At 43.1% G+C, this 20,981-nt stretch carries 19 protein-coding genes; 15 read left to right on the forward strand and 4 right to left on the reverse strand.

The annotated features are described in order from the left end of the window. Positions 1-606, forward strand: coding sequence for a hypothetical protein (locus tag OEZ43_09895; protein MDH5545895.1), 606 nt, complete (start codon positions 1-3; stop codon positions 604-606). Here the strand turns inward: OEZ43_09895 and OEZ43_09900 are convergent. Together OEZ43_09900 and OEZ43_09905 are read right to left on the reverse strand one after the other, a co-directional pair. Further along, complete coding sequence (locus tag OEZ43_09900) at positions 603-1,235, reverse strand: hypothetical protein (GenBank protein ID MDH5545896.1); 633 nt, start codon at positions 1,233-1,235, stop codon at positions 603-605. The genes OEZ43_09895 and OEZ43_09900 overlap by 4 nt on opposite strands. A 220-nt stretch (positions 1,236-1,455) precedes the next feature. Then, positions 1,456-1,821, reverse strand: coding sequence for a hypothetical protein (locus tag OEZ43_09905; GenBank protein ID MDH5545897.1), 366 nt, complete (start codon positions 1,819-1,821; stop codon positions 1,456-1,458). Positions 1,822-2,169: 348 nt separating this feature from the next. On the opposite strand from OEZ43_09905, the gene OEZ43_09910 reads away from it, so the two are divergent. The 7 genes from OEZ43_09910 (at position 2,170) to OEZ43_09940 (ending at position 9,170) form a co-directional block, all read left to right on the forward strand. Further along, entirely contained in the window at positions 2,170-3,207 is a 1,038-nt protein-coding gene (locus OEZ43_09910; protein MDH5545898.1) for a GGDEF domain-containing protein, read from the forward strand. A 2-nt stretch (positions 3,208-3,209) separates the two neighbouring features. Then, on the forward strand, positions 3,210-4,325 hold the full coding sequence (locus tag OEZ43_09915) for a hypothetical protein (protein MDH5545899.1): 1,116 nt from the start codon (positions 3,210-3,212) through the stop codon (positions 4,323-4,325). A gap of 46 nt (positions 4,326-4,371) precedes the next feature. After that, positions 4,372-5,799 carry a coproporphyrinogen III oxidase family protein gene (locus OEZ43_09920; protein MDH5545900.1) on the forward strand — a complete coding sequence of 476 codons (1,428 nt, stop codon included), beginning with the start codon at positions 4,372-4,374 and terminating at the stop codon, positions 5,797-5,799. A 56-nt stretch (positions 5,800-5,855) separates the two neighbouring features. Further along, positions 5,856-6,008 (forward strand): hypothetical protein, encoded by a 153-nt coding sequence (locus OEZ43_09925; protein ID MDH5545901.1) that lies wholly within the window; start codon positions 5,856-5,858, stop codon positions 6,006-6,008. 29 nt (positions 6,009-6,037) lie between these two features. Further along, entirely contained in the window at positions 6,038-6,448 is a 411-nt protein-coding gene (locus OEZ43_09930) for a hypothetical protein (protein ID MDH5545902.1), read from the forward strand. A 371-nt stretch (positions 6,449-6,819) separates the two neighbouring features. Further along, entirely contained in the window at positions 6,820-8,034 is a 1,215-nt protein-coding gene (locus tag OEZ43_09935) for a hypothetical protein (protein MDH5545903.1), read from the forward strand. 197 nt (positions 8,035-8,231) lie between these two features. Next, a complete protein-coding gene (locus tag OEZ43_09940; GenBank protein MDH5545904.1) occupies positions 8,232-9,170 on the forward strand; it encodes a glycosyltransferase in 939 nt (312 codons plus the stop codon). Here the strand turns inward: OEZ43_09940 and OEZ43_09945 are convergent. Then, complete coding sequence (locus OEZ43_09945) at positions 9,142-10,629, reverse strand: oligosaccharide flippase family protein (GenBank protein ID MDH5545905.1); 1,488 nt, start codon at positions 10,627-10,629, stop codon at positions 9,142-9,144. The genes OEZ43_09940 and OEZ43_09945 overlap by 29 nt on opposite strands. A 111-nt stretch (positions 10,630-10,740) precedes the next feature. Between OEZ43_09945 and OEZ43_09950 the strand changes: the two genes are divergently transcribed. The 3 genes from OEZ43_09950 to asnB all read left to right on the forward strand — a co-directional run bounded on the left by OEZ43_09950 (position 10,741) and on the right by asnB (position 14,546). Then, a complete protein-coding gene (locus OEZ43_09950) occupies positions 10,741-11,694 on the forward strand; it encodes an SDR family NAD(P)-dependent oxidoreductase (protein ID MDH5545906.1) in 954 nt (317 codons plus the stop codon). Continuing rightward, entirely contained in the window at positions 11,695-12,372 is a 678-nt protein-coding gene (locus tag OEZ43_09955; protein ID MDH5545907.1) for a sugar phosphate nucleotidyltransferase, read from the forward strand. Positions 12,373-12,578: 206 nt separating this feature from the next. Further along, on the forward strand, positions 12,579-14,546 hold the full coding sequence (gene asnB / locus OEZ43_09960) for an asparagine synthase (glutamine-hydrolyzing) (GenBank protein MDH5545908.1): 1,968 nt from the start codon (positions 12,579-12,581) through the stop codon (positions 14,544-14,546). A 196-nt stretch (positions 14,547-14,742) separates the two neighbouring features. Here asnB and OEZ43_09965 read toward each other — a convergent pair whose 3' ends face one another. Beyond that, entirely contained in the window at positions 14,743-16,149 is a 1,407-nt protein-coding gene (locus OEZ43_09965) for a hypothetical protein (GenBank protein ID MDH5545909.1), read from the reverse strand. A 210-nt stretch (positions 16,150-16,359) separates the two neighbouring features. Here OEZ43_09965 and OEZ43_09970 point away from each other — a divergent pair, with 210 nt between their 5' ends. The 4 genes from OEZ43_09970 to OEZ43_09985 all read left to right on the forward strand — a co-directional run bounded on the left by OEZ43_09970 (position 16,360) and on the right by OEZ43_09985 (position 20,977). Continuing rightward, positions 16,360-17,574 (forward strand): glycosyltransferase, encoded by a 1,215-nt coding sequence (locus OEZ43_09970; protein MDH5545910.1) that lies wholly within the window; start codon positions 16,360-16,362, stop codon positions 17,572-17,574. Between the two features lie 35 nt (positions 17,575-17,609). Continuing rightward, positions 17,610-18,845, forward strand: a complete 1,236-nt coding sequence (locus OEZ43_09975; protein ID MDH5545911.1) for a hypothetical protein — start codon at positions 17,610-17,612, stop codon at positions 18,843-18,845. A gap of 142 nt (positions 18,846-18,987) precedes the next feature. Further along, on the forward strand, positions 18,988-20,148 hold the full coding sequence (locus OEZ43_09980; protein ID MDH5545912.1) for a glycosyltransferase family 4 protein: 1,161 nt from the start codon (positions 18,988-18,990) through the stop codon (positions 20,146-20,148). Positions 20,149-20,431: 283 nt separating this feature from the next. After that, on the forward strand, positions 20,432-20,977 hold the full coding sequence (locus tag OEZ43_09985; GenBank protein ID MDH5545913.1) for a polysaccharide export protein: 546 nt from the start codon (positions 20,432-20,434) through the stop codon (positions 20,975-20,977). The last annotated feature ends 4 nt before the right edge of the window (positions 20,978-20,981 follow it).

Raw genomic sequence — 20,981 nt, forward strand, 5'->3', positions numbered from 1 at the left:
ATGGTCGATCAACAATTGATTTCCACTTCCCTTCAGGAGCCGGATCAGGATGACAGTGCTCGTAACTTCCTCACCAGCTATCTTCTTAGTCACTCTTCCAAAGAACCCCCTCATTGGTACCAGCGTATCAATCAATGTCTGGAGGAGCTTGGTACTGACCAACTCAATTTCCGAGCCTGCCTCAGAGAACATTTTTCTCAGTGCTACAAATGTGGTGATGTAGAGGGAGCATATAACTGTTGGTCTCTGATGGTTGATGCTTGTCGAGAAGGTTGGATTGACCAAGGCGAACTATCTGAGTGGCTGGGAAAACTCGACGAGCTTCGTGAACGATATCCGGTTTTTCCATCACTGCCAACGGCTGCAAACGTGACTGTCGCACGATTTGCTCTGGTTTCTATTCTACGGAGTGAAAATGCGGCGGAATTACAGCCACTGGCAAAAACGTGTGAGTTTTTGATCACACAAAGTCGTAATCCCTACTTTAAGAGACGAGCGCGTCACTATCTTTCTCAATATTACCTAACGCGAGGAAATCAACTGAAAGTGGATGAATTGAATAGCCAGTCAGAACGTCGAAAGGAGACTATGCTGGTATACGGCTAGTTGGCCGTTTGGGCTTCCCCAAGTAGTCCATAAGCGTTTGAACCGCTTATCTGCCCGTGGGCGTTGAGCAAGGCCGAGGGGTTATCCCCCAGATTTGCCTGTAACCTGCTAACTACATCATCGATACGATTTTCCTTTTGCTCGCCGATAATCCCAATCAATTGGTTATCGATTTCTTTCCCCAATTTAACCGACTCATTGTGTATATTCTGAGTGGATAGGCTAAGGCTTTCTGAGAAAGCTGTGCTACCAGCTTCCTCGGCTAATAGTCGGCGCAAATTTTGATAGGTGCCGTTACTGGCAAACTCTGGATGTTGCGTTAGCAAACCACTAAGTGTGGCACGCATTTCTGATACCTGTTCGTCCGTTGCTTGTCCACCAAGCTGCTTCAGCGTATCACTGACCGTACGTAGAAGTTCTTTTCTGGACTGGAGGTTGGTAATTGTGTCGTTTGCACGCCTGAGCTGCTGGTTCATGCCGCTTTGGTGTAAAGCAAACTGGCTGGCGTTGGATAATTGGACGTTGTTGCCGGATTCACTTTTCCCTGTTGAAGGTTCCGAAACAGACTTAGGGCTGGACATATTTCCAGACTGATTCACTCTATTGATATTTTTCCCATCAATTTTCATGAATTGCTACCCATAGTTTCCAAACTCCTTTAGATGTCGGACGATGGGAAGCTGAATTAGAGGTGGGTGAACTGTGCAAAAGTAGAAAATGTGACCGACTTCATATTTTTCTCTAAACGAACAGTTTTAAACGGGTAAATTACGACTGTATATGATTTATTGAGTCTTCCCATTGTTGTGTACCCCCTGTGTCAGAACAGTTGTCAAGATGAAAACAGACTCAGGGCGGGGTTGCTACACCTGTGTCATTGTCGGGTGATTTATCCTGGCCGTGGGGTAGTAGCTTTTCAAAGGCGTTGATCTGGGTTTTTGAGAGTTTAATCAGCTTGAGCCCTGTCTCCAGTATGGTGGAGTATAAACCCTCAATTTTATAGCCATAATAAAACAGGCCGCCGCAAATCGGTAAGGCCATAAGCAGAGCGACGATTCCGTTTATACCAGTAGTGCTAATTATGCTTGTCGAGTGGTATAAAACTGCCAGTGGTAACAAAAGTAATATACCGAAAAAGGAGGACACTACGAGTATAAAAAACAAGCCGACGAGAGCCTGTGAAAATCGGATCATTGCAATCTGTATGAGATTCATGGTGAGTACCCTCTGCGCATTATTTAGTCTTGTTGCTCCCCGTGAAGAGAAAAACCTTTCCCCTAGACACAGTACAGCTTAATGTAACAGGGGACACACATACAGTCTATGTAAACTTAAGTATTCTCTCTAACTTTGCCGATACTTTCCTAATATGAGATTGCTTTTCCCTAAATTGTTTAAGTAGGGTGGAGAAATGGTTTTTTGGGGTAATTCTACTGCGAACATTGAAATGATGAGAAGTGCTGCTCAGGCATTTCAACCGTGAATTTTGACTCACATTGTTTTTGAGGGTGATGAGGGGACAACTAATTGATAAATATACTGAGGTAATTTGTGCGCGACCACATGTTGTGTAAGGCACTTGGGCTTGATACTAAGGCCATCTACGAAAGGCTGCATTTGCTCGAATTTTCAGGAGCCGATCGTGCGTTGGTGGAAAAAATGCACATGTTCGTTATTCAGCCCAATCTTGCCACACTGGTGGATCGCTTTTATGAGTATGTTCTGGCCCACCCTCAGTTCAGGGAGTTTGCAAGTGACGCCTCAACTATCGCAAAGCTCACTCATACGTTTCATGATTACCTGGATACTCTCGGCAAGAACTACGAATCCATCGATTATTTTAATGACCGGCTTAGAGTCGGTATCGCACACCATCGTATTGGAATGTCTTTGATGCTATATGAGTGTGCCTATCACAAACTCCAATCGCTATTGTTAAATGAAATTCCTGCGGAGCTCAATGAGAAGTTGTTTGCAGGCTTACAAGACATTATTCGCAAAGTTGTTGCGCTTGATATTTCTTTGGCAATAGACAGTTACAACTTGGAAAGTTTTAAAGGGTTTAAGGACGAGATACGGCAGCTTTTTAGCCAGGAAGAAAAGATGAAGCACTATGCCAGTATAGATCCGCTGACAGGTGTGGAAAATCGAAGTGCTATTTTACAAAGAATCAAGCAAATTATTTCCGGTAGTAGTGACGCTGAATCCTATGCTTTAGTTATGATTGATATAGATAATCTCCGCAGCATTAATGACGAACAGGGACATCTCGTTGGAGATCATTTGATCAAGGGTGTTGTCGATAGAATTAGAAGCGAATTGGAAAAACACGATGTACTTGGACGTTACGGAGGCGATGAATTTCTCTTGTTGCTAAAAGGAGTTGGTCTCGATCAGGCCGTTGAAAAAATGAAAAATATCTATCGAAAAGTTTGTAAGGAAGAGTTCGATATTGGCCAAGGAAAAATTAAAGTGAGCATCAGTCAGGGCGTTACACTCCTGGATGGAAGTAAGAAGCTAATCGATTTTATTAAAAAAGTTGATAAGGCACTATTGCAAGCAAAGCAAGCAGAAAAAACCAAAATAGTGGTTTCGAAATAAACATGGATTTAAAAAAGTCAACAAATCACGTTAAAGTCGTGCGACAATTGATACACTCCGATATTCCTCTATTGGTACCGTTGTTCAATAGTTGTGGCGAATTATTAGCAAACAAAGGCGTCATTCTAGATAGCAAACAAGTGATTAAAGTATTGCAGCATGGTGATATTTACACCAATAAGGATGACTATGTTGCGGCAATGGGATCGGGGTTTGCTGAAGTTCATAGCAATAATAAAAATAGCTCTGTACCGCATATTTTTGAACGCATGGAACAATTAGAGTCGCAACTTTATTCCGCTTTTCGTGTCGAATCTGGAGCGTTTGTGCAGCGTATTGAGCGTGTTAGATCCCAGCTTTTACAGGTAGTCAGCATATCGTCAACGGCGGTTATTGCCTATATTGTGATGAATCAGCAACGAGATGTTATAAGCCACGATTTGTGCTGCGCAGCGCTATGTTGTTTGTTGGGTGAGCAACTGGAATGGAAAAAATCGGAACGCGATAGTCTGGTCTCTGCCGCGCTAACAATGGATATTTCACTTGTATCCGAACATGAGGACTCTGAACAACTGGTGATCGATGATCGATACAATAGACACCCTTTAATGAGTAGGGGCGTTTTGTCTGGTTTAGGAGTAACTGATGATAAGTGGTTGGACTATGTTTGTGGCCATCACGGAGACGATGTTCAGGAAAGAGATACACAAGAGAAATTACCCTGGGGATGTCATATACTATCTCTCGCTGACATATTTTGTTCCCAACTCGTCGGTCTATATGAGAATCAAGTTATGAATGCACATGACATACTTGGGTCTCTGGATAAGACACTAGTAAACCCTAAGGCCAGACTTACTATGGATGCGCTTTTAACGATAACAGGTTGGTATCCATTTGGTTCGGTGGTTTTGTTAGAGAACGACGAAGTAGGCGTGGTTACAGCGCATGGCGACACGTCCACTACGCCAATTGTAAAAGTGATATTTGCGCAAGATGGGAGTGAGTGGCGTACTCCTGTGTCCAGAAAAACAAGCGTATCAACGTATGCAATAAAATCGGTTATACCGATTGAAAATTTTAGAGATGTGATTATAAATAAACAAATCTGGCATTGATGAGATCAAGGACCAGTGTATAACAGAAAATTATTGTGGGGATGAAATGAAGACCAATAAAGACACCGCTTATTGGCGACAGCAAGCGGAATCCTATTTATATGACGTGGTTGGCTTGCATGAAGTTAGGCAAACGGGAATCTTGCCTGCAAGCGGTAATAAGTTCTTTCCGGTGATAGGATATCCGCCACTAACGATGTTTTCGTCCATGGACGAGTCGCCACTGTTTGAAAATATTGTATCCCGCAATGTAAATCCTACAGCTGGTTATCTACACATTCCATTTTGTCCAACTCGATGTACTTTTTGCCATTGGATAACCAAAACCAAAAGCAAGGCGGAAGAAGTAGATGTCTATATTGATTATCTAATCCGTGAAATGGCGCTTTACGCACAGAAAATGGGGGTGTCCAGCATTCCGCTCAAATCCGTATTGTGGGGTGGAGGGACACCGACATATCCCGATGCGAATCAACTCGAGAAACTACTGAAGGCATACGTTAGCTATTTTGATTTAAGTGGCTGCACACAGTTTTCAGTAGAAGCAGAGCCAACGACCCTATTAGGTGACGAGGGTATGGCGAGGCTAAAGGTGTTGAAAGACTATGGAGTGGATCGTATTAGTTTGGGCGTCCAGTCATTCGATGATGATGTGTTGCGGTATATGGCGAGAGCTCACGACAATGAGCAAACAATAGCCGCGATAAAAAACATTCGTCTCGCTGGAATAGATAACATTTCTATTGATCTGATTTATGGTTATCCTGGGCAAACCGTGGACAACTGGATTAACAACTTGAATATTGCGATCAATTTGGATATCGAGGGGTGGCAACTATATCGTCTGCGTATTCGCCAACATGGCGACAGGCCCGGGAACATTATTCGCGAATTTGAAAAGCGTCCGGAACGTTTCAGTTCAGCCGAGGAAATTCTACAGATGAAGGCCCTAGGTATGCTGATGTCGGTAAAGAATGGCTATGGAGAGCACCTCCGGCGTGTATTCGGCAAAACTGCCGATGGGATATCACATTACCTCCGTGACTGGACCGCGAATCTTTATGATGTGGTAGGGGTAGGTGTCTCATCATGGTCGAACTTGCGTGGCGTATTTACGCAAAATATTGGCGACCAGAATTTGAGTAGCTATTACGATTTGATTGATGCTGGAAAGGTTTCAGTTAATCGGGGCAAGATACGTACAGCGGACGATGAGCAGCGTCGTGCTTTTTTACTGCCGCTCAAAAACCGTGTTGTCGAAAAGTCAGAATTCCGGCGTTTAACGGGCTGTGATGTGAGTCAAAGGTTTGGCGTTGAAATGGATTGGCTGAAATCTTTGGGAATGATAGAAGAGAGTGCATCCCAAATTTGGCTGACTGAAAAGGGCGGATTTTTTGCGGACGAAGTGGCTACTCAATTTTTCGACCCGGCGTATTTGCCGTTTCCCGAAGTCGCCAGACCGCCTGGATTATAGTTTTCATTCAGGATGTCCGCGTGTAAAATGCTTCCAGATTAAAAAAGGAGATCATCATGCGGCGTCTGGCTGTTATCGTTTCAATATTGGCCATGTTTTTGCTTAGTGCTTGTCCAAGCAAGCCTTCAAATACACGATATTCTGATCCTGAGACCGCACAAAAGCGCTCAGATAAAGCCATGGAAGAGATGAGTCGCGAAACTCGTTAAAGTTAAGCCAGAGTATAAGAGGTATTACAATGAAGTATATTGTATTTGCTTTCATGGTGATTTTTAGCTTAGTTGGCTGTGCTCCGGTGACCGAAAGCTCGTTGCGGCAGGAGGCGGCAGGTGTGCGCACCTTTACCATAGAACAGCCTTATCAGCAGGTATTTCAAAATTTGCTGGATAGTTCCCGCCAGTGTTTTCTTAATCGCCCCATCGAAACGCAATTTACCGTTGTTGGAAACAGAAATAATCGCGTGAAGTCGGGGGAAATTGTTATAGCCGAAATCTGGAGCATGGCAGAAAGAAACGTCTTCATGTTGGTCGATGTTGAGGCTGTTAGTAACGGGGAATCCAGGATTACTTCGTACCATAGCTCAAGAAAGGCCGAAGAGTTTGTCAAACTGCTTGGTGATTGGATTAGCCAGGGAAAAAGCGCCTGTTAGGGCTGGCCAACGCCTTACATCGCTACCAAACGACACATTACCTAGAATTTGAGCAGCCATTCTTGTTCTGGATGGCTGCCCAAGTTTTCACAAATACCACAACCCATCTTATTTCCATGTAAAAAGTAGCTGCGCTATGCTCGTTTCTTTCAGATAAAGTGCACTTTTTCTTTAGTTCTTATCTCGCTCTTACTCAACAAAAGATCACCTTACCCCTTATTCGGTGTTCAGCATTGAACACTGACGCAAAATGGCGTGATATTGGCATCTATCTTCTCGATTTATGGCCGGCTATGGGTCGTGGTGTGGTCAGTTTAGATGTTCAGGTTATGAAATGGCATATCAGAGGAAAGCGCTAACAAATCGCAGCTATGAAAGATTTGCACAGGATACTACTTCACAATCTGATGATTATCTGTCTCATTTGTGGAACGACTTCTACCTTCGCCAAAAGCGGTATTGGACTGGGAGTAGCTTCAGAATATGCCTATGACAACAATATTAAACGAGTCAATACGAACAAAGAAGAAGCGCTGATCTTGTTGGCCAAGCCCACTGTCGGATTGCAACTTGATATCGGTAAATTTTCGCTTACGGCTGCCGGTCATGGTGTCTTCGCTTATGACCAATTGGGCTCAGGGGATGATTATGAGGATTTAGCGGCTACTGGAGCGCTGGCTTGGAAAGCGAATCGTTATCATGGCATGACGATCGAATATTTGTATTCAGACGCTCATATTCCGCGTGGTACCCTGGAAGCTTTTTTGCCGCCAACCGCACCACTTGAATACGAGTTCACGCAAATTGGGTCAGGTAAATTATCATTTCCTATATATAAAGATAGTTATGACTTGCATTTAGGTGGTGGCTATGCTGAAAAACGCTACTTCGGTGCAATAACTACAAGCAGAAATCGTAATCAAGTTTTCGTCGAACCTGAGTTGCGCTATCGGTATTCGGGGAAAACCTCGGCTGTGTTCGGCTACAGGATCAATGATGTCAAAATGCTTGATCAAGCACCAGTGACTAATTTAAACCTCTTTTCTCAATCCGGGTATATAGGTGCTAGGTGGTTAGCAACGGGTAAATCGCAAAGTCATGCGTTGATAGGATATGAATTTGCTCATGCGTATAATGATGCTAATGGTCGAGATGACAATTCCGGCAAGTTCAAAATTGACGTAGCCGCACAATGGAGACGAAAAAGTTTCAGTACGGTTGTGCTCAAACTAAAACGTGAATCACAAAGCAGTGAACTATTTGGAGTCGGCTACTTAGTAAAGTCCGATATCACAGGCAATTGGATTCATAAATTGACAAATCACTGGGGCCTGGATGCGGGTTCGACACTTTATATGCTAGAAGCTCTTGATAAGCCAAGAAAGTTAGGTGGCGAGTTTTTTGTTAGAGAGATAGGTGGCGAGTTCTCGGTTAGAACGGGCTATGACAGGACTTGGATTGGATTTGGAATTCGTACGAGTTTCTATTATCGCCTCGGGATAACTGACTTACTTTCCTGGAAGTTTGATCCGACAAGACATTTCACAGCGTACAAAATTGCGCTTGAGGCTAGACTGTCTATATAACAAGACAGGAAGTAGTATCCACAATATTGCCGTACACAAGTCCTGTTTTCTCATTCGGGTATAACCCGGTGGTCCCAAAATAGGTAGCCGCACAATTCTTCGCTTTCTTATATCCCAGTGGATAAACTGGCCTGTGGATTGCTGTTTAACTGGGATAGCTATCTACTCATAGGTATCCGGATCGAAAGGAAGGTACTTTGGAACAACATCAGGATATCAAGTTTAGTATCGTCATCCCCACATATAATCGTGCACAACTAATCGCAAAAACATTACGTAGCGTAAAAAATCAGAGCTACTCGAATTTTGAAGCAATTATCGTTGACAATTGTTCTACGGACAATACTCATGAGGTCTTGTTGCCTTTTCTGGAAGATAAACGATTTAGATACATTCGAAATGATAGAAACTATGAACGCGGCTATTCGCGCAATGTTGGAATGAGTGTCGCAACGGGTGACTACCTGACGTTGTTGGATTCAGATGATTTAGTGAGTGATAATTTTCTACAGAGTGCTGCAAACTACATTGTAAACAATTCTTATGATATTTTTCATAACCTATACGTGATGATGAATGGACGGGACGAAATTATCTATAAATATTCTTTTCCTCCGGTCGAAAAGGCCATACCAAGTATAGCAGAAGGTAATTTTCTTTCTTGTATAGGTGTGTTCATTTCAAAGAAAATATATAGTTTTTATCGGTTTGATGTTGAGAATGATATAACTGGCGTCGAAGACTGGGATTTCTGGTTGCGAATTTTGGCTGTATATCCACTGGGCCGGATAGAAGAGGTAAATTCCTTTATTATTGATCATGCCGATAGAACGGTTAGAGACATTGGACTTGCAAACTCAGTTCTAGCAAAGAAAAATACTGTGATTGCGAAAATCGTAGCTGATCGGAATCTTCACGAAACCTATGGCAGTTATCTTGATCGGATGTACGCGTGTACATATTTGTATGCGGCGAGTCTTGCAAACGACAATCATGAAGTTAACGTTGCTTTAGCTAGTTTGCTGAAGGCGGCGTTAAAGGACTGGAGAATGATTTTTACCAAGCGGTTTCTGGTTATAGTCGCTAAGGCATTTTCATTAAGTCACATTATTTGGCAGAAGGAAAAAGTCTATTAGTTAGTCCGTTGAGATAAGGTATCTGCCTCGTAATCGGGCGTATTACCTCTATGTCGAGCAGCCGCGTCTTGATTAGTATGTAATAAGAAATACACAAACAAACTACTCCCTGTAAGAACAACACAAAGATGTTACCCGAAATCGGCAGTATCGAATAGAGCGAAGCCGGTGCTATCGCAGACGCTAGTGCGATTAGCGTAATTCTCTTCACATCAAAGTATTCCAAAATACGACATTCCAACGTTTTGCACGATAGATAAAGCAAAACGGCAATTTGCACGGTTCCGGAAATTACGGTTGCAATTGCTGAACCTACGATGCCGATCTCCTTGATGAGAAAGTAGTTAAGGATGATGTTTAGCAGGAGGCAGGAAAACACGACCAGGCTAATTCGCTTAGTACGGGAAGCGACCAGTAAAATGTCGGAAAATTCGTTTATTTTGAGAAGTATCAGCAAATTGTATACGAAAAATACCGGAACAGACTGCTCGTACTTTGATGTTAAATATGCAGTAATGATCGGCGTTGAGAAGATTAGAATAAATATTACGCCGGGATAGACCAGCGCCGCTGTGGTTAGGATGGCACGGCGCTTCAAGTCTACAATGGTCCGAAGTTTGCTTTCTGCATAGAGGCTCGATAACTCCGGTAAAAGTACTGTTGCTATAGATGCATACACATTGGCAACAAAGGGGATGAATATTGCACCGGCATGATAGTAGGCATAATTCCTGACCGAAGACATCAGACTTACCATTACCTCATCTGAAGTGAGAAAAAGATAGCTGAATAAGCCGGAGATTGCATAAGGAATACCGATTTTGAGCATTCTTCTGGCTAAGTCAGGATCAAATCGTGAAGGCTGCAATACTTCCTTTGGCAGTAGTAGAAACGCGAATACAAAATGTACGACTGACCAGGCAAGTAGCAATACGAATATTGTAGTGAGTGAATAGAAAACATGTATGGCTACAAAAAGCAGTACGATTCGAAGCACTGCTGGTAGGAAGTTGGATATAACCGCTCTTTTGATTAATCCATAATTGATTAGAGTGGCGTAGACTACTGAGAACGGAATATCAAACAGTAGACAGGCGCAGTATATCTTCAATAAATAGGAGAGTTGAGGGTTGTCAAAATGCACTGAGACGAGATCAGATACTAGGAACACGGTAAGCGTCGCCAGCATTCCTGATATAAAGCATATGCTGATACTGGTTTTGAAAATCGAAGCACCCAAAGTCTCGTTGCGGGAATAGAAGATATATATCACCGAGGAAAGCCCAAGATAGAAAAAGCTGGCAACTGAGGTGGTAATTAGTAGTCCTTGTCCATAGATACCGTAATCGACGACGCTCATATAGCGGACAAGGAAAGGAACAGTTAGTACATGAATTATACCCATGCCGATATTGGCAGTGGTAAGCAACAACACCTTATTGGTTCTTGTTGTTTTCATGTCTTCCTTGTGAAAAATACGGGCGGTAATATGAAATATCTTGACGACTAAAATGATTAATACTTTAGAATTTTGTGAAAATATAGTCGCACGGCGCAAGAGGAGTGCTTTATGAAACAGCGGGTTTTGATAACGGGAGGCACAGGCTTTCTGGGAAGGCATCTTGCGCATGCGCTCAAGAATGATTATGAGGTGTTTTTAGGCGCGAGAAACAATAAACAAAACTCTGTTGCGGCTCGTATAACGGGTTGTGAAGTCATGCCACTCGATATATGCAATATGGAATCTGTGCGTGATGCTGTTATAGAGTCCAGGCCTGATATTATCATACACGCTGCAGCGACAAAATTTGTGGATCTCTCCGAAAAGTTTCCCATGGAGTGTATCGATGTTAACGTAACCGGATCGCAAAATGTGATTCGGGTAGCGGTTGATAAAGGTGTAAAGTCAGTCATTGCTGTTTCGACGGACAAGGCAGCACCTCCAGTAAGGAATACATATGGAATGAGTAAGGCGCTGATGGAAAGGGCTTTCTGTTCTATGCATGGTAAAACTGCAACTAAGATGATGTGCGTACGTTATGGAAACGTCGCCTGGTCAACAGGATCTGTGTTACCGATTTGGAAAAGCATGTGGGAAAAGGAAAAGCTTATTGGTTCCACTGGCCCGGAAATGACTCGATTTTTTTTCACCGTAAATGACGCCGTGAATCTAGTGAAAACTGCTATGGAAAACATTGATAGATTTGGAGGGATGGTATTATCAAGAGAGATGAAAGCTGCCAAAGTTGAAGATATTCTCAATGTCTGGATGGAGGAATACGGTGGCAGATGGGAAAAAATTCAAGGCAGACCGGGTGAAAGAAATAATGAATATCTAGTAGGTGAGCTTGAATTGGCATATACCCGAAAAATTAAGTTAAATAATATTATGCATTATGTCATTTCATTTAATGATAAATCCGATACTGCCCTCGAAGATGTTGTGACATCAGATAATGCACCACGTATGAACAGGGACGATATCCTACACATTTTGAACGCCGTTCCAGAAGAGATTGTGTAAATGAAAATCCAACATGCGGTCATATTGGCTGCGGGTAGAGGGAAACGTATGTTCCCACTAACTGAAGTTGTCCCAAAACCCATGGCTCCGATCGATGGTACGACGCTGATCGCAAAAGGTATAGAAAATATTTTGAAGTATATTCCGCATGTACATATCACTGTTGGATACAAAAAGTCTATGCTTGCCAAGCATGTCATCGAACTTGGCGTTTCTTCCGTGATCAATACAGAGGGAAAATCAAACTCCTGGTGGATTTTCAACACATTGCTTTCGAATATTGATGAACCGATATTTGTTTTGACATCAGACAATATCATTGAACTCGATTTCTCATTGCTGGAGCGAAGCTACTATGCGCTCGGTGAGCCAGCTTGTATGCTGGTACCCGTCAAGCCCATTTCTGGTTTGGAGGGAGACTACATTTCCCACGCAAACAATATAGTCACGGGTCTCGATAGGTCAACTCCAACTCCAATCTATTGTTCCGGCGTACAAATTGTACATCCAAGAAAGGTTGGTGAGTTCGTAAAGAATGAGGGTGATTTTAATGATGTTTGGCGAGCACTGATTAGCAAAAAACAGCTTTATGTCTCAGACGTATATCCGAAGGAGTGGATATCAATTGATACTGTTGAGCAACTGGAAAGTGTACAGGGAAAACGTACTTCTGGTTGAACTTTGGGTAAGAGAATCTAGAGACGTGAAAGCATGAGTAAAATAGTGAGTATGCCTAAGTTCGCTATAGAACAAAGTCAGTTTTTCGAGACATTCGAGAAGCATATCTCGGATAGAAAATTGTCTGTATTTCCTCGCCGACTATTTATAATTAAAATGATCCAAAACAGATCAATGTGTCGAGTATCGAAACAGCTGAGTTTGAAATGTGTGGTATAGCTGGATTTTTAGATAGACGACTATCATACAAACATCCAGAAAGTGTGCTGGAAACGATGGCGTCCCGCATGAATTACCGTGGGCCTGACGATCGTGGAGTCTGGTTCGAAAAAGCATCCGGAGTAGGTTTTTCTCATACTCGACTTTCTATTCAGGATGTAAGCGCACAGGGCCATCAACCTATGCATTCCACCTCGCAGCGATACACGATCACCTATAATGGAGAGATTTACAACGCACCGGAACTCCGTGACGATTTGTTGAAATCCGGTATGCAATTTCGAGGGCGCTCGGATACGGAGGTTATACTTGCTCTTGTTGAGGTCTACGGATTAAGGCGCACGCTGGAACTTGTCAATGGAATGTTCGCCTTCGCCCTCTGGGATAGCCACAACAAAACACTATCGTTAGCACGAGACAGAGTTGGGATTAAGCCTCTCTATTATGGGTGGGTAAATGATGTTTTTCTTTTCGCTTCTGTTTTAAGTGCGATTGAGTCGATACCGTCATTTGGAGCTGAAATCGATCATGGCGCTCTAGGGCTGTTTTTCAGATTCAACTATGTTCCCGATCCATACTCGATTTATGAAAACATTCACAAGTTATTACCGGGTAGGGTGCTCACTCTGCGTCAAAGCGATACGCAGTCGACAATGAGTGTGCCGGAATGCTACTGGAATTTGCCAAAACGGGATGAACAAACATGCGAAAACGTGAGTGCTGAGATAGCTGTAACCCAGCTAGATGAGCTACTAGGCGACGCCGTCGCCAAGCAGATGCTTTCTGATGTACCTGTAGGTGCTTTTCTGTCAGGAGGTATAGATTCCTCTGTAGTGGTTGCACAGATGCAGAAACATAGCCACCACTCTGTGAAAACGTTTTCCATCGGGTTTGAAGATAGTCGGTTTAACGAAGCTGAACAGGCCGCGATAATCGCGAATGTACTTGGTACGGATCACACTGAGGCTTATGTGAGTGTGCAGGATGCGATTGATGTGATTCCATCTCTAACTGGCATATACGACGAACCTTTCGCGGATACGTCTCAGATTGGGATGTATTTGGTGTCAAAACTGGCGAGTGACAGTGTTTCTGTGTGTCTATCGGGTGATGGGGGGGATGAACTATTCGGTGGATATAACCGGCATATCGTTGGAGACGATTTGTGGCGACTAAAAAATAGAATACCTAGCACATTTAGGCAGGTTATCGCGCGAGGTTTAAGCAGTATATCCCCCCAGACCTATAATAGTCTGGGAGATATTTTTGACGGCGTGCTTCCGATGAGAGCCAGATTTAATTCGCCCGGAGATAAGTTACACAAACTTTCTCGAGTGTTGTCAACCAGTACTCCATGGGAGATGTATCAATCTCTCGTTTCTCAGTGGCACAATCCCGTGCAGCTAGTCTCAGGAATGGGAAATCCCGAAGTAATGGCCGACCAGCATTCGATATTCGCAGATAGCGGTACGATAGGCGAGGCTATGATGAGAATGGATTTGCTGACTTATTTGCCGGGGGATGTGTTGACGAAGGTTGACCGCGCAAGCATGGCTTTCAGTTTGGAGGCTAGAGTGCCATTGCTCGATCACCGTATAATTGAATATGCAAATAACATTCGTATGGATTTGAAAGTGTCTCGCGGTCAGGGTAAATGGTTGTTGAGAAAAGTTTTGCAAAAGTATGTGCCGCTAAACCTCTTCGAAAGGCCCAAAATGGGTTTTGGCGTACCTGTAGAACAATGGTTGCGTTCCGAGTTGAGAGATTGGGCTGAGTCATTACTCGATCCTGTCAAATTGCAACAACAGGGTTTTATAGACCCTGTACCGGTTCAGAAAGTGTGGAAGACACATCTTTCAGGTAAGGCGAATCACTATCTGGACATATGGAGCATATTAATGTTTCAAAGCTGGCTGGAAGAACGCCAGAATTCTAATACGGCTACGTTTCAATAATGGCATGAAAGTAATTGAAAAGCGAAAAAAATTTACCGATAGAGTCCGTTAGAGGGTTGGCAGCGTTTGCAGTTGCAACGTCCTTTACTTTGCTACTCACGGCATTTATGTACCGATACATAGAGAAACGGTTTCGAACAAAACCTCAGTCAGCAACTGTCTCGGCTAGCACACCAGAAAATGTACGTCGAAATTCTTAGATGTTAACAGCTCTGTGCATATAGGCTGGCGGTTTTATTGCGTAGTTAGCCAGTAAAGCAGGAGCGATATCTAATGTGGAAATTTGAGGGCGTTCTTTTGTTCCAGGGCTGTTAGGTTCGTATATAGCGAGGCTTCCTTGCGGTATATGATAGGCATTTGCGTTGCACATCTCCTCAATTTTCGTATTTTTCAGTCCTATTGCATCGAAACTATAAGACTGTTTGTTAATAGACAAAGCGCTCTTACTTAGATCTAGGTTAGGGTGACCAAAATCCAGGCTGAACAGATTTTCAGACGAGCGGCGAAATGACAATGGTTCACCGTTAATGAGAAATTGTAAAAGTGATCTTTCGAGTTTGTTGGCTTTGTCTGCGGCAACCTTAAAGCTGTAATTAGGGCTCATCGCAGGCGCACGGCTCCAATCCTCCGCATTTAGTCCTAACACATTAAATAGTTTTTTTGGGTCGTGTAATAGGAGCTGCGTTTCTATCCGTCGCGGTGTAGTCGCGGCCTGTCCCATGCTTGATGTAAGCCATAGGCTGTATCCGGGGTTTTGATGCACAAAATTCATCAGAGATCTTAAAAAACCATCTAACGTGTGCATGACAAATTCTATTTCACGGGCATAGTGATGCTGCCATTCGTTAGGGTAAACGGATTGCTCATAGTCTTCGGGAAAGGCCGCTGCCCAGAACCGATGCATGGTTGAGGCAACATGATTTGTAAAGAATGTAACAAAATCCGGTTTATTTGATTTGAGTTGTTTCATAAAAATATCAAAGGCAAGTACACTCTGCATGGTGCGCCGACGTACTTTTCTTCTGCTGTTTAACATTTCTGTTGCTAACTGTGATCCTACTTTGGCAAGAGACCTGGTGGTGATGCCCAGGGAAGGAAGTTTCGCGACAACGTGTGCCGCTGCGGAGATTGGAATGCCACGCGATACGTTCATTGATGAGGATTGTACCATGCGTAAGTTGAAGGCTTGAAATGTGTTTAGACTTTTGGGGTGACAATCGACACCTTTGGAAAATGTATCGGGAACATAAAAATCGTAGTCATCGATATTGGTCGGCAGTGGATATGAATGCAGACTGCCAAATACGCCGGTCCGAATACCGCTTTCCGCAAGTATTTGCCATACGGGGCGATAGGCACGGTTAGCCTCTGTCAGATCATCCCCTAAATCGGATATCAGATGTGTCCTGTCATTCACTCCTCGGTGAAGTGAGGGCCATGTTTTCCACGGACTCAATGAGGTTTCATCTTCTGTATAGGTTTCATATTGTCGACTCTGTGTGAGCAAATGCGCCAAAGTTGATTGAGGATAGCGATCACAATAGAAATCGAGGATACGCCACGGTATCTCATTGCACTCGAAGAGTATGATTTTTTTGTCCAATTACGTTTAGACCCCTATAAAGAAGATTCGACCGCTAAACGTTTCATCGGTTAGATGGCGAAAATTCTTTAGTTATTTGATAGATATACCGCTGAGGGATGGCAGATGCTTCTACGGCAGACAAATTGCTAGGGTGGGGTATTGGCAAAACGAAAGTGTATTCAAAATGTTATGTTTGAAATGAAAGAGCGAAGTCGATAGCTCGCAGAAATGAAAACGATATTCTATATCAGCTATGATGGCCTCCTCGAACCTCTTGGTAGCTCGCAGGTCAAGCAATATTTGTTGTTACTTGCAAAGCAGTACAGGATTGTACTGCTTAGTTACGAACGCCAGAGTGACTTAGAGGACACGGAGAATGTTCGTAACGCGGAAGAGTCACTGCGACTGGCCAGTATTGAATGGATACGCTTACGCTATCACAAACGCCTCTCATTGGTGTCTACTACCTGGGACATCTCGCAGGGAGTCTACGTTGGGTTCAGAACACATCTGCGGCATGGCATAGATCTGGTACATGCCAGAAGTTACGTAGCAGCGACCATTGCACTTTTGTTGAAAAAGCTTCTGCGAATTCCCTATTTGTTCGATATGCGCGGGTTATGGGTGGACGAACGTGTCGACGGCGGAATTTGGAAGCCGCATAGTCGGAAATTTAGAGTAGCGAAAAATATAGAAAGACATTTAGTGAATCGTGCATCTGCACTGGTTTCTCTCACGCATAAAGTGAAACTATGGCTAATCAAAAGCGGTATGGCAAGAGAATCGCTCATACATGAGGTCATACCAACCTGCGTTAATTTGGATGCTTTTCATCCAGTTGTCGACAAGAAGAAAAAAAGTAATAACAAGAAAAAAATTACCATTGGATATTTTGGAAATGTTAGCACCTGGTATCAATTTGACAAAACGATTCTGTTTTTTCGTCATCTACTTTTACGATATCCTGACTCTGTATTAAAAATTGTCAATCGTGGAGATCATAAGAAAGTAGAATGTATGCTGTTTGAAAACGGTATACGGAATTCTCAATACACCTTGGATGAAAAACGCTATGAGGAAATGCCTGAGGAAATTTCCTCAGTGGATATTTCGGTGTTTTTCATAAAACCAGCGTTCTCAAAGATTGCATCCATGCCAACCAAACTTGGGGAGATTCTCGCTTGCGGCATACCTTGCATAACGAATGACGGAATTGGGGATGTTGCTGAGGTCTTAACGGACTCAAATGTTGGCTTGATACTCAATGTAGATAACATTAGGGAAATGGACCTGGTTATCGAAAAGCTAGAGACATTTTTAAGCGATAGTGATTTACATGACAGGTGTAGACGAGTCGCAGAGGAGAAATTTTCCGTGTCTGACGGTGCCAAAAAGTATCACGATATCTATAAACGATTATTGAGTATCGAAGGAAAAAATTAGTGTTTACCCAGCAAAAATATTTACCAGCAATAATCATGATTGGACTTATCCTATTGATTCCTCTTTTCGTTCAGTGGGTGGAAGTGGCAGGCTCGGTTATACATGATGGTGATATTTTTAGTGATTACTATATAGGTTTCGTCACAGCGATCATTATCGGAATCAGCATTAGTATCTGGCCAGTACCGAATCAAGACAAGTTGCCACTATTTAATGTTTGGGTAGTAAAATCTTTAGTTGTTCTAGGGGGGATGCTGGTATATGAGTACCATTACGGACAGATCGGGCTAGATGCCTTTAATTACTATGCTGAATCGCGACATGGCGAGTTTCGTGCTGAAGACTTTATACAAGGCGCTGGCACTGCCAATATAATCAATCTGGCGCGACTCTATCAGGTTTACTTGCCGGATTCTTATCATGCGATGAAAGTAATATGGGCGCTTATAGGGTTTTTAGGTGTGTATTTGATATATACTGCTGCAAAAAAGGTCTATTTGAATTGCGACGTTAAAGTGTTCTACGTTCTTTCATTTTTTCCAAGTATATTGTTTTGGACGTCTATCCTTGGTAAAGATCCGATTAATTTTATCGGTATTGCGATTTATATCGTTGGTGTAGTAGGATTTTATGCGGATAGGCGTTTGCATTATATTATCTTAATTGCATTTGGAATCTATATCGCTTCATATATTCGATTTTGGTATGGCCTAATACTTACGATTCCGCTAATACCCTATTTTCTTCTTTTTCCGCTACCTCTGCTGAACCGGTTTCTCATAATCGCAGCTTCCGCTGTCGGGGTCTATTTCACATCGCAAGAGTTATTCAGCGGATTCAATATAGGCAGTCTAGCAGACCTCATTCTCACGTCTGATAGTATTTCACACAGTTGGGCTGATCGCGGTGGGTCCGGGCAGACTATTGAGGGAGGTTTGAACAGCCTGGATGCGACTATGAAGTTTATTCCACTTGGCGCATTCACCGCCTTGTTCCGCCCATTTCCAGGAGAAGTATTGAATTTGTTTGGCACGCTTTCGGGATTCGAGAATTTGATCATATTCATACTCACTATTCTTGCATTCATGCGAACACGCTTTAGCGAATTGCAACACCCGATTCTGATTTGGGCGATATCATTAATAGTGGTTTGGGCATTGTTTTACTCGATAGCATCGTACCAAAACATGGGCGCAGCCGTTCGATTTCGTCTTCAAATACTTCCGGTGCTATTAATGGTCGTTCTATATCTTTCCAGAAAGCGCGTCTAATAGGAAATGAGTCGTAGCGCCGCCTATAGACAGAATTAATCTGCTCTATAAGAAATGTGGATATAGTCAAATTAAATTGAATTTCAGAGGGAATAGGCGTTGTCCGATATAGCAGTATACGATCACCGAACTGGCGGATGTGATGCGCGCTACGGACAAGAAACAGACAATAATTATGTTTGCAAATACCGACTGGTACTTGTACAACTTTCGCCGCTCTTTAATCAGAGAATATCAGAGACACGGTTTTGAGGTCGTGCTGCTGTCGCCAGGCGAATATTACGCCGCCAAGCTACTTGACGAAGGATTTAACTGGATAAAGATCCCCTTAATCACGAAAAGCATGAACCCGTATCGCGAGTTTCGCGTATTGATGCAACTATTCTCAATATTTCGCCGGCACAAGCCTGTTCTGCTTCACAACTTTACGATCAAACCAGCACTATATGGTTCGCTCATCGCACGTTTAATGGGTGGAGTTCAGATAGTCAATGGCATAACTGGCCTCGGTCATGTTTTCACTGCGCCAGGAGTAAAGGCGTGGGTAATACGAGGCTTTGTGAAATTACTCTATCGCATGATCCTATCTTCACCCGCAGTGCAGGTCATCTTTCAAAATGAAGACGACAGAGAGGTATTTGTCGGTGAGAAATTGGTGACCTCTCGTCAGGCGAATATTGTGCGCGGTTCGGGGGTGAATTGTGAATTGTTCAAGCCGAGAAAAGAGCGTCGGGGGCAGAAGCGAGTTAAGGTATTATTTGCCTCTCGGCTGTTAAAAGAAAAAGGCATATGTGAATTGCTTGAAGCGAAAGAATTACTGAAAAACAGCTCGGTAAACTGTGAAATATTGATCGCTGGAGATATTTATACAGAAAATCCATCCTCACTTAGTCGCAGCGAAGCAGAGCAACTCGACGACGGATTGTGGGTACGATACCTAGGGCATGTAGAAGACATGCCCTCGCTAATACTACAATCCGATATCGTTGTTCTACCTTCGTACCGTGAAGGGACACCGAAAATATTGCTGGAGGCTGCCGCTTGCGGGAAGCCTATTATTGCGTCAGACATTGCGGGCTGCCGCGGTATAGTCCAAGATGGGATTAATGGCATTCTCGTTCCTGTAAAAGATGTACGACGACTTGCACAGGCACTGGAGCTACTCATTAGTCAACCAGAACTAAGAAGTGACTTCGGTAAAAATAGCCGCCAAATTGCCTTGCAATATTTCGACGAAAGAATCATAAATCACCAAACGCTCGATGTTGTCCGTGCGCTGAGTTTGTCCTGTCCCATGTCTTGAAAAAATACCTTATCTCGCAACAAGTTAATTTAGCTTTTGTTAAAGAATCAATATTTCCCTGTCGATAAAACTACTGGTAAGTGGAATTCCAGAAACTGTACCTGTTTTAAGAACATAAACGGACTTGACGATTACTCAACAAATTTGTTGTTAAATAGTGAGGCCACCGTCACAGTTCGAGGTTCCCTTTGATAAATAACATTACTATGTACGGTCTAATGATCATAACGTAATGTATTTTCGGAAAAAACAGGGAGGTTTATATAAAAGATTGGGCGCGAATATGTATTTACCTACCAGCGAGCGACAAATATGGTTGTTGATAGCACTGCTTGTGCTTTCAGTACTATATACAGGCGTTGCGTTTGCGAAAGAGTATAAGCTCGGTTTTGGAGAGGTTTTGTCGGTAACTGTTTATGACGAACCGGACTTAAGTCTGGACGTTGTACGAATTCAAAAGAGCGGGGAAATAACTCTACCCCTGGTGGGTTCTGTAAAAGCGGTTGGTAGGACTGTGACCGAAATTGAGCAGGATGTAACCGCCATGTATCGCGATGGGTATCTAAAAGAACCGAAAATTACGGTAGCAATTAGGAGCTATCGAAATTTTTTTACAAACGGGCAGTTGAGAAGTCCAGGGGCATATACCTTTGTAGAGGGACTAACCGTAAGAAAAGCGATTTCAATTTCTGGCGGCATGACGGATCGTGCTTCCCACGAGAAAATATTATTAAAAAAGGAAAATGGCATATCAGAGATTAAGGTAATCGATCTGGACCAGGAAATGGGGCCAGGAGATATTTTAACAGTGGGCGAAAGCCTCTTTTAACAGG

Source organism: Gammaproteobacteria bacterium (genome assembly GCA_029881255.1).
GTDB lineage: Bacteria > Pseudomonadota > Gammaproteobacteria > S012-40 > S012-40 > JAOUMY01.

Excerpts from the sequence above, each read along its gene's own strand:
- OEZ43_09950 (MDH5545906.1), top strand. The coding sequence starts at position 10,741 with ATGAAACAGCGGGTTTTGATAACGGGAGGCACAGGCTTTCTGGGAAGG.
- OEZ43_09910 (MDH5545898.1), top strand. The coding sequence starts at position 2,170 with ATGTTGTGTAAGGCACTTGGGCTTGATACTAAGGCCATCTACGAAAGG.
- OEZ43_09895 (MDH5545895.1), top strand. The coding sequence starts at position 1 with ATGGTCGATCAACAATTGATTTCCACTTCCCTTCAGGAGCCGGATCAG.
- OEZ43_09900 (MDH5545896.1), bottom strand. The coding sequence starts at position 1,235 with ATGAAAATTGATGGGAAAAATATCAATAGAGTGAATCAGTCTGGAAAT.
- OEZ43_09975 (MDH5545911.1), top strand. The coding sequence starts at position 17,610 with ATGATTGGACTTATCCTATTGATTCCTCTTTTCGTTCAGTGGGTGGAA.
- OEZ43_09980 (MDH5545912.1), top strand. The coding sequence starts at position 18,988 with ATGCGCGCTACGGACAAGAAACAGACAATAATTATGTTTGCAAATACC.
- OEZ43_09955 (MDH5545907.1), top strand. The coding sequence starts at position 11,695 with ATGAAAATCCAACATGCGGTCATATTGGCTGCGGGTAGAGGGAAACGT.
- OEZ43_09945 (MDH5545905.1), bottom strand. The coding sequence starts at position 10,629 with ATGAAAACAACAAGAACCAATAAGGTGTTGTTGCTTACCACTGCCAAT.
- OEZ43_09925 (MDH5545901.1), top strand. The coding sequence starts at position 5,856 with ATGCGGCGTCTGGCTGTTATCGTTTCAATATTGGCCATGTTTTTGCTT.
- OEZ43_09970 (MDH5545910.1), top strand. The coding sequence starts at position 16,360 with ATGAAAACGATATTCTATATCAGCTATGATGGCCTCCTCGAACCTCTT.
- OEZ43_09915 (MDH5545899.1), top strand. The coding sequence starts at position 3,210 with ATGGATTTAAAAAAGTCAACAAATCACGTTAAAGTCGTGCGACAATTG.
- OEZ43_09985 (MDH5545913.1), top strand. The coding sequence starts at position 20,432 with ATGTATTTACCTACCAGCGAGCGACAAATATGGTTGTTGATAGCACTG.
- asnB (MDH5545908.1), top strand. The coding sequence starts at position 12,579 with ATGTGTGGTATAGCTGGATTTTTAGATAGACGACTATCATACAAACAT.
- OEZ43_09930 (MDH5545902.1), top strand. The coding sequence starts at position 6,038 with ATGAAGTATATTGTATTTGCTTTCATGGTGATTTTTAGCTTAGTTGGC.
- OEZ43_09935 (MDH5545903.1), top strand. The coding sequence starts at position 6,820 with ATGAAAGATTTGCACAGGATACTACTTCACAATCTGATGATTATCTGT.
- OEZ43_09920 (MDH5545900.1), top strand. The coding sequence starts at position 4,372 with ATGAAGACCAATAAAGACACCGCTTATTGGCGACAGCAAGCGGAATCC.
- OEZ43_09905 (MDH5545897.1), bottom strand. The coding sequence starts at position 1,821 with ATGAATCTCATACAGATTGCAATGATCCGATTTTCACAGGCTCTCGTC.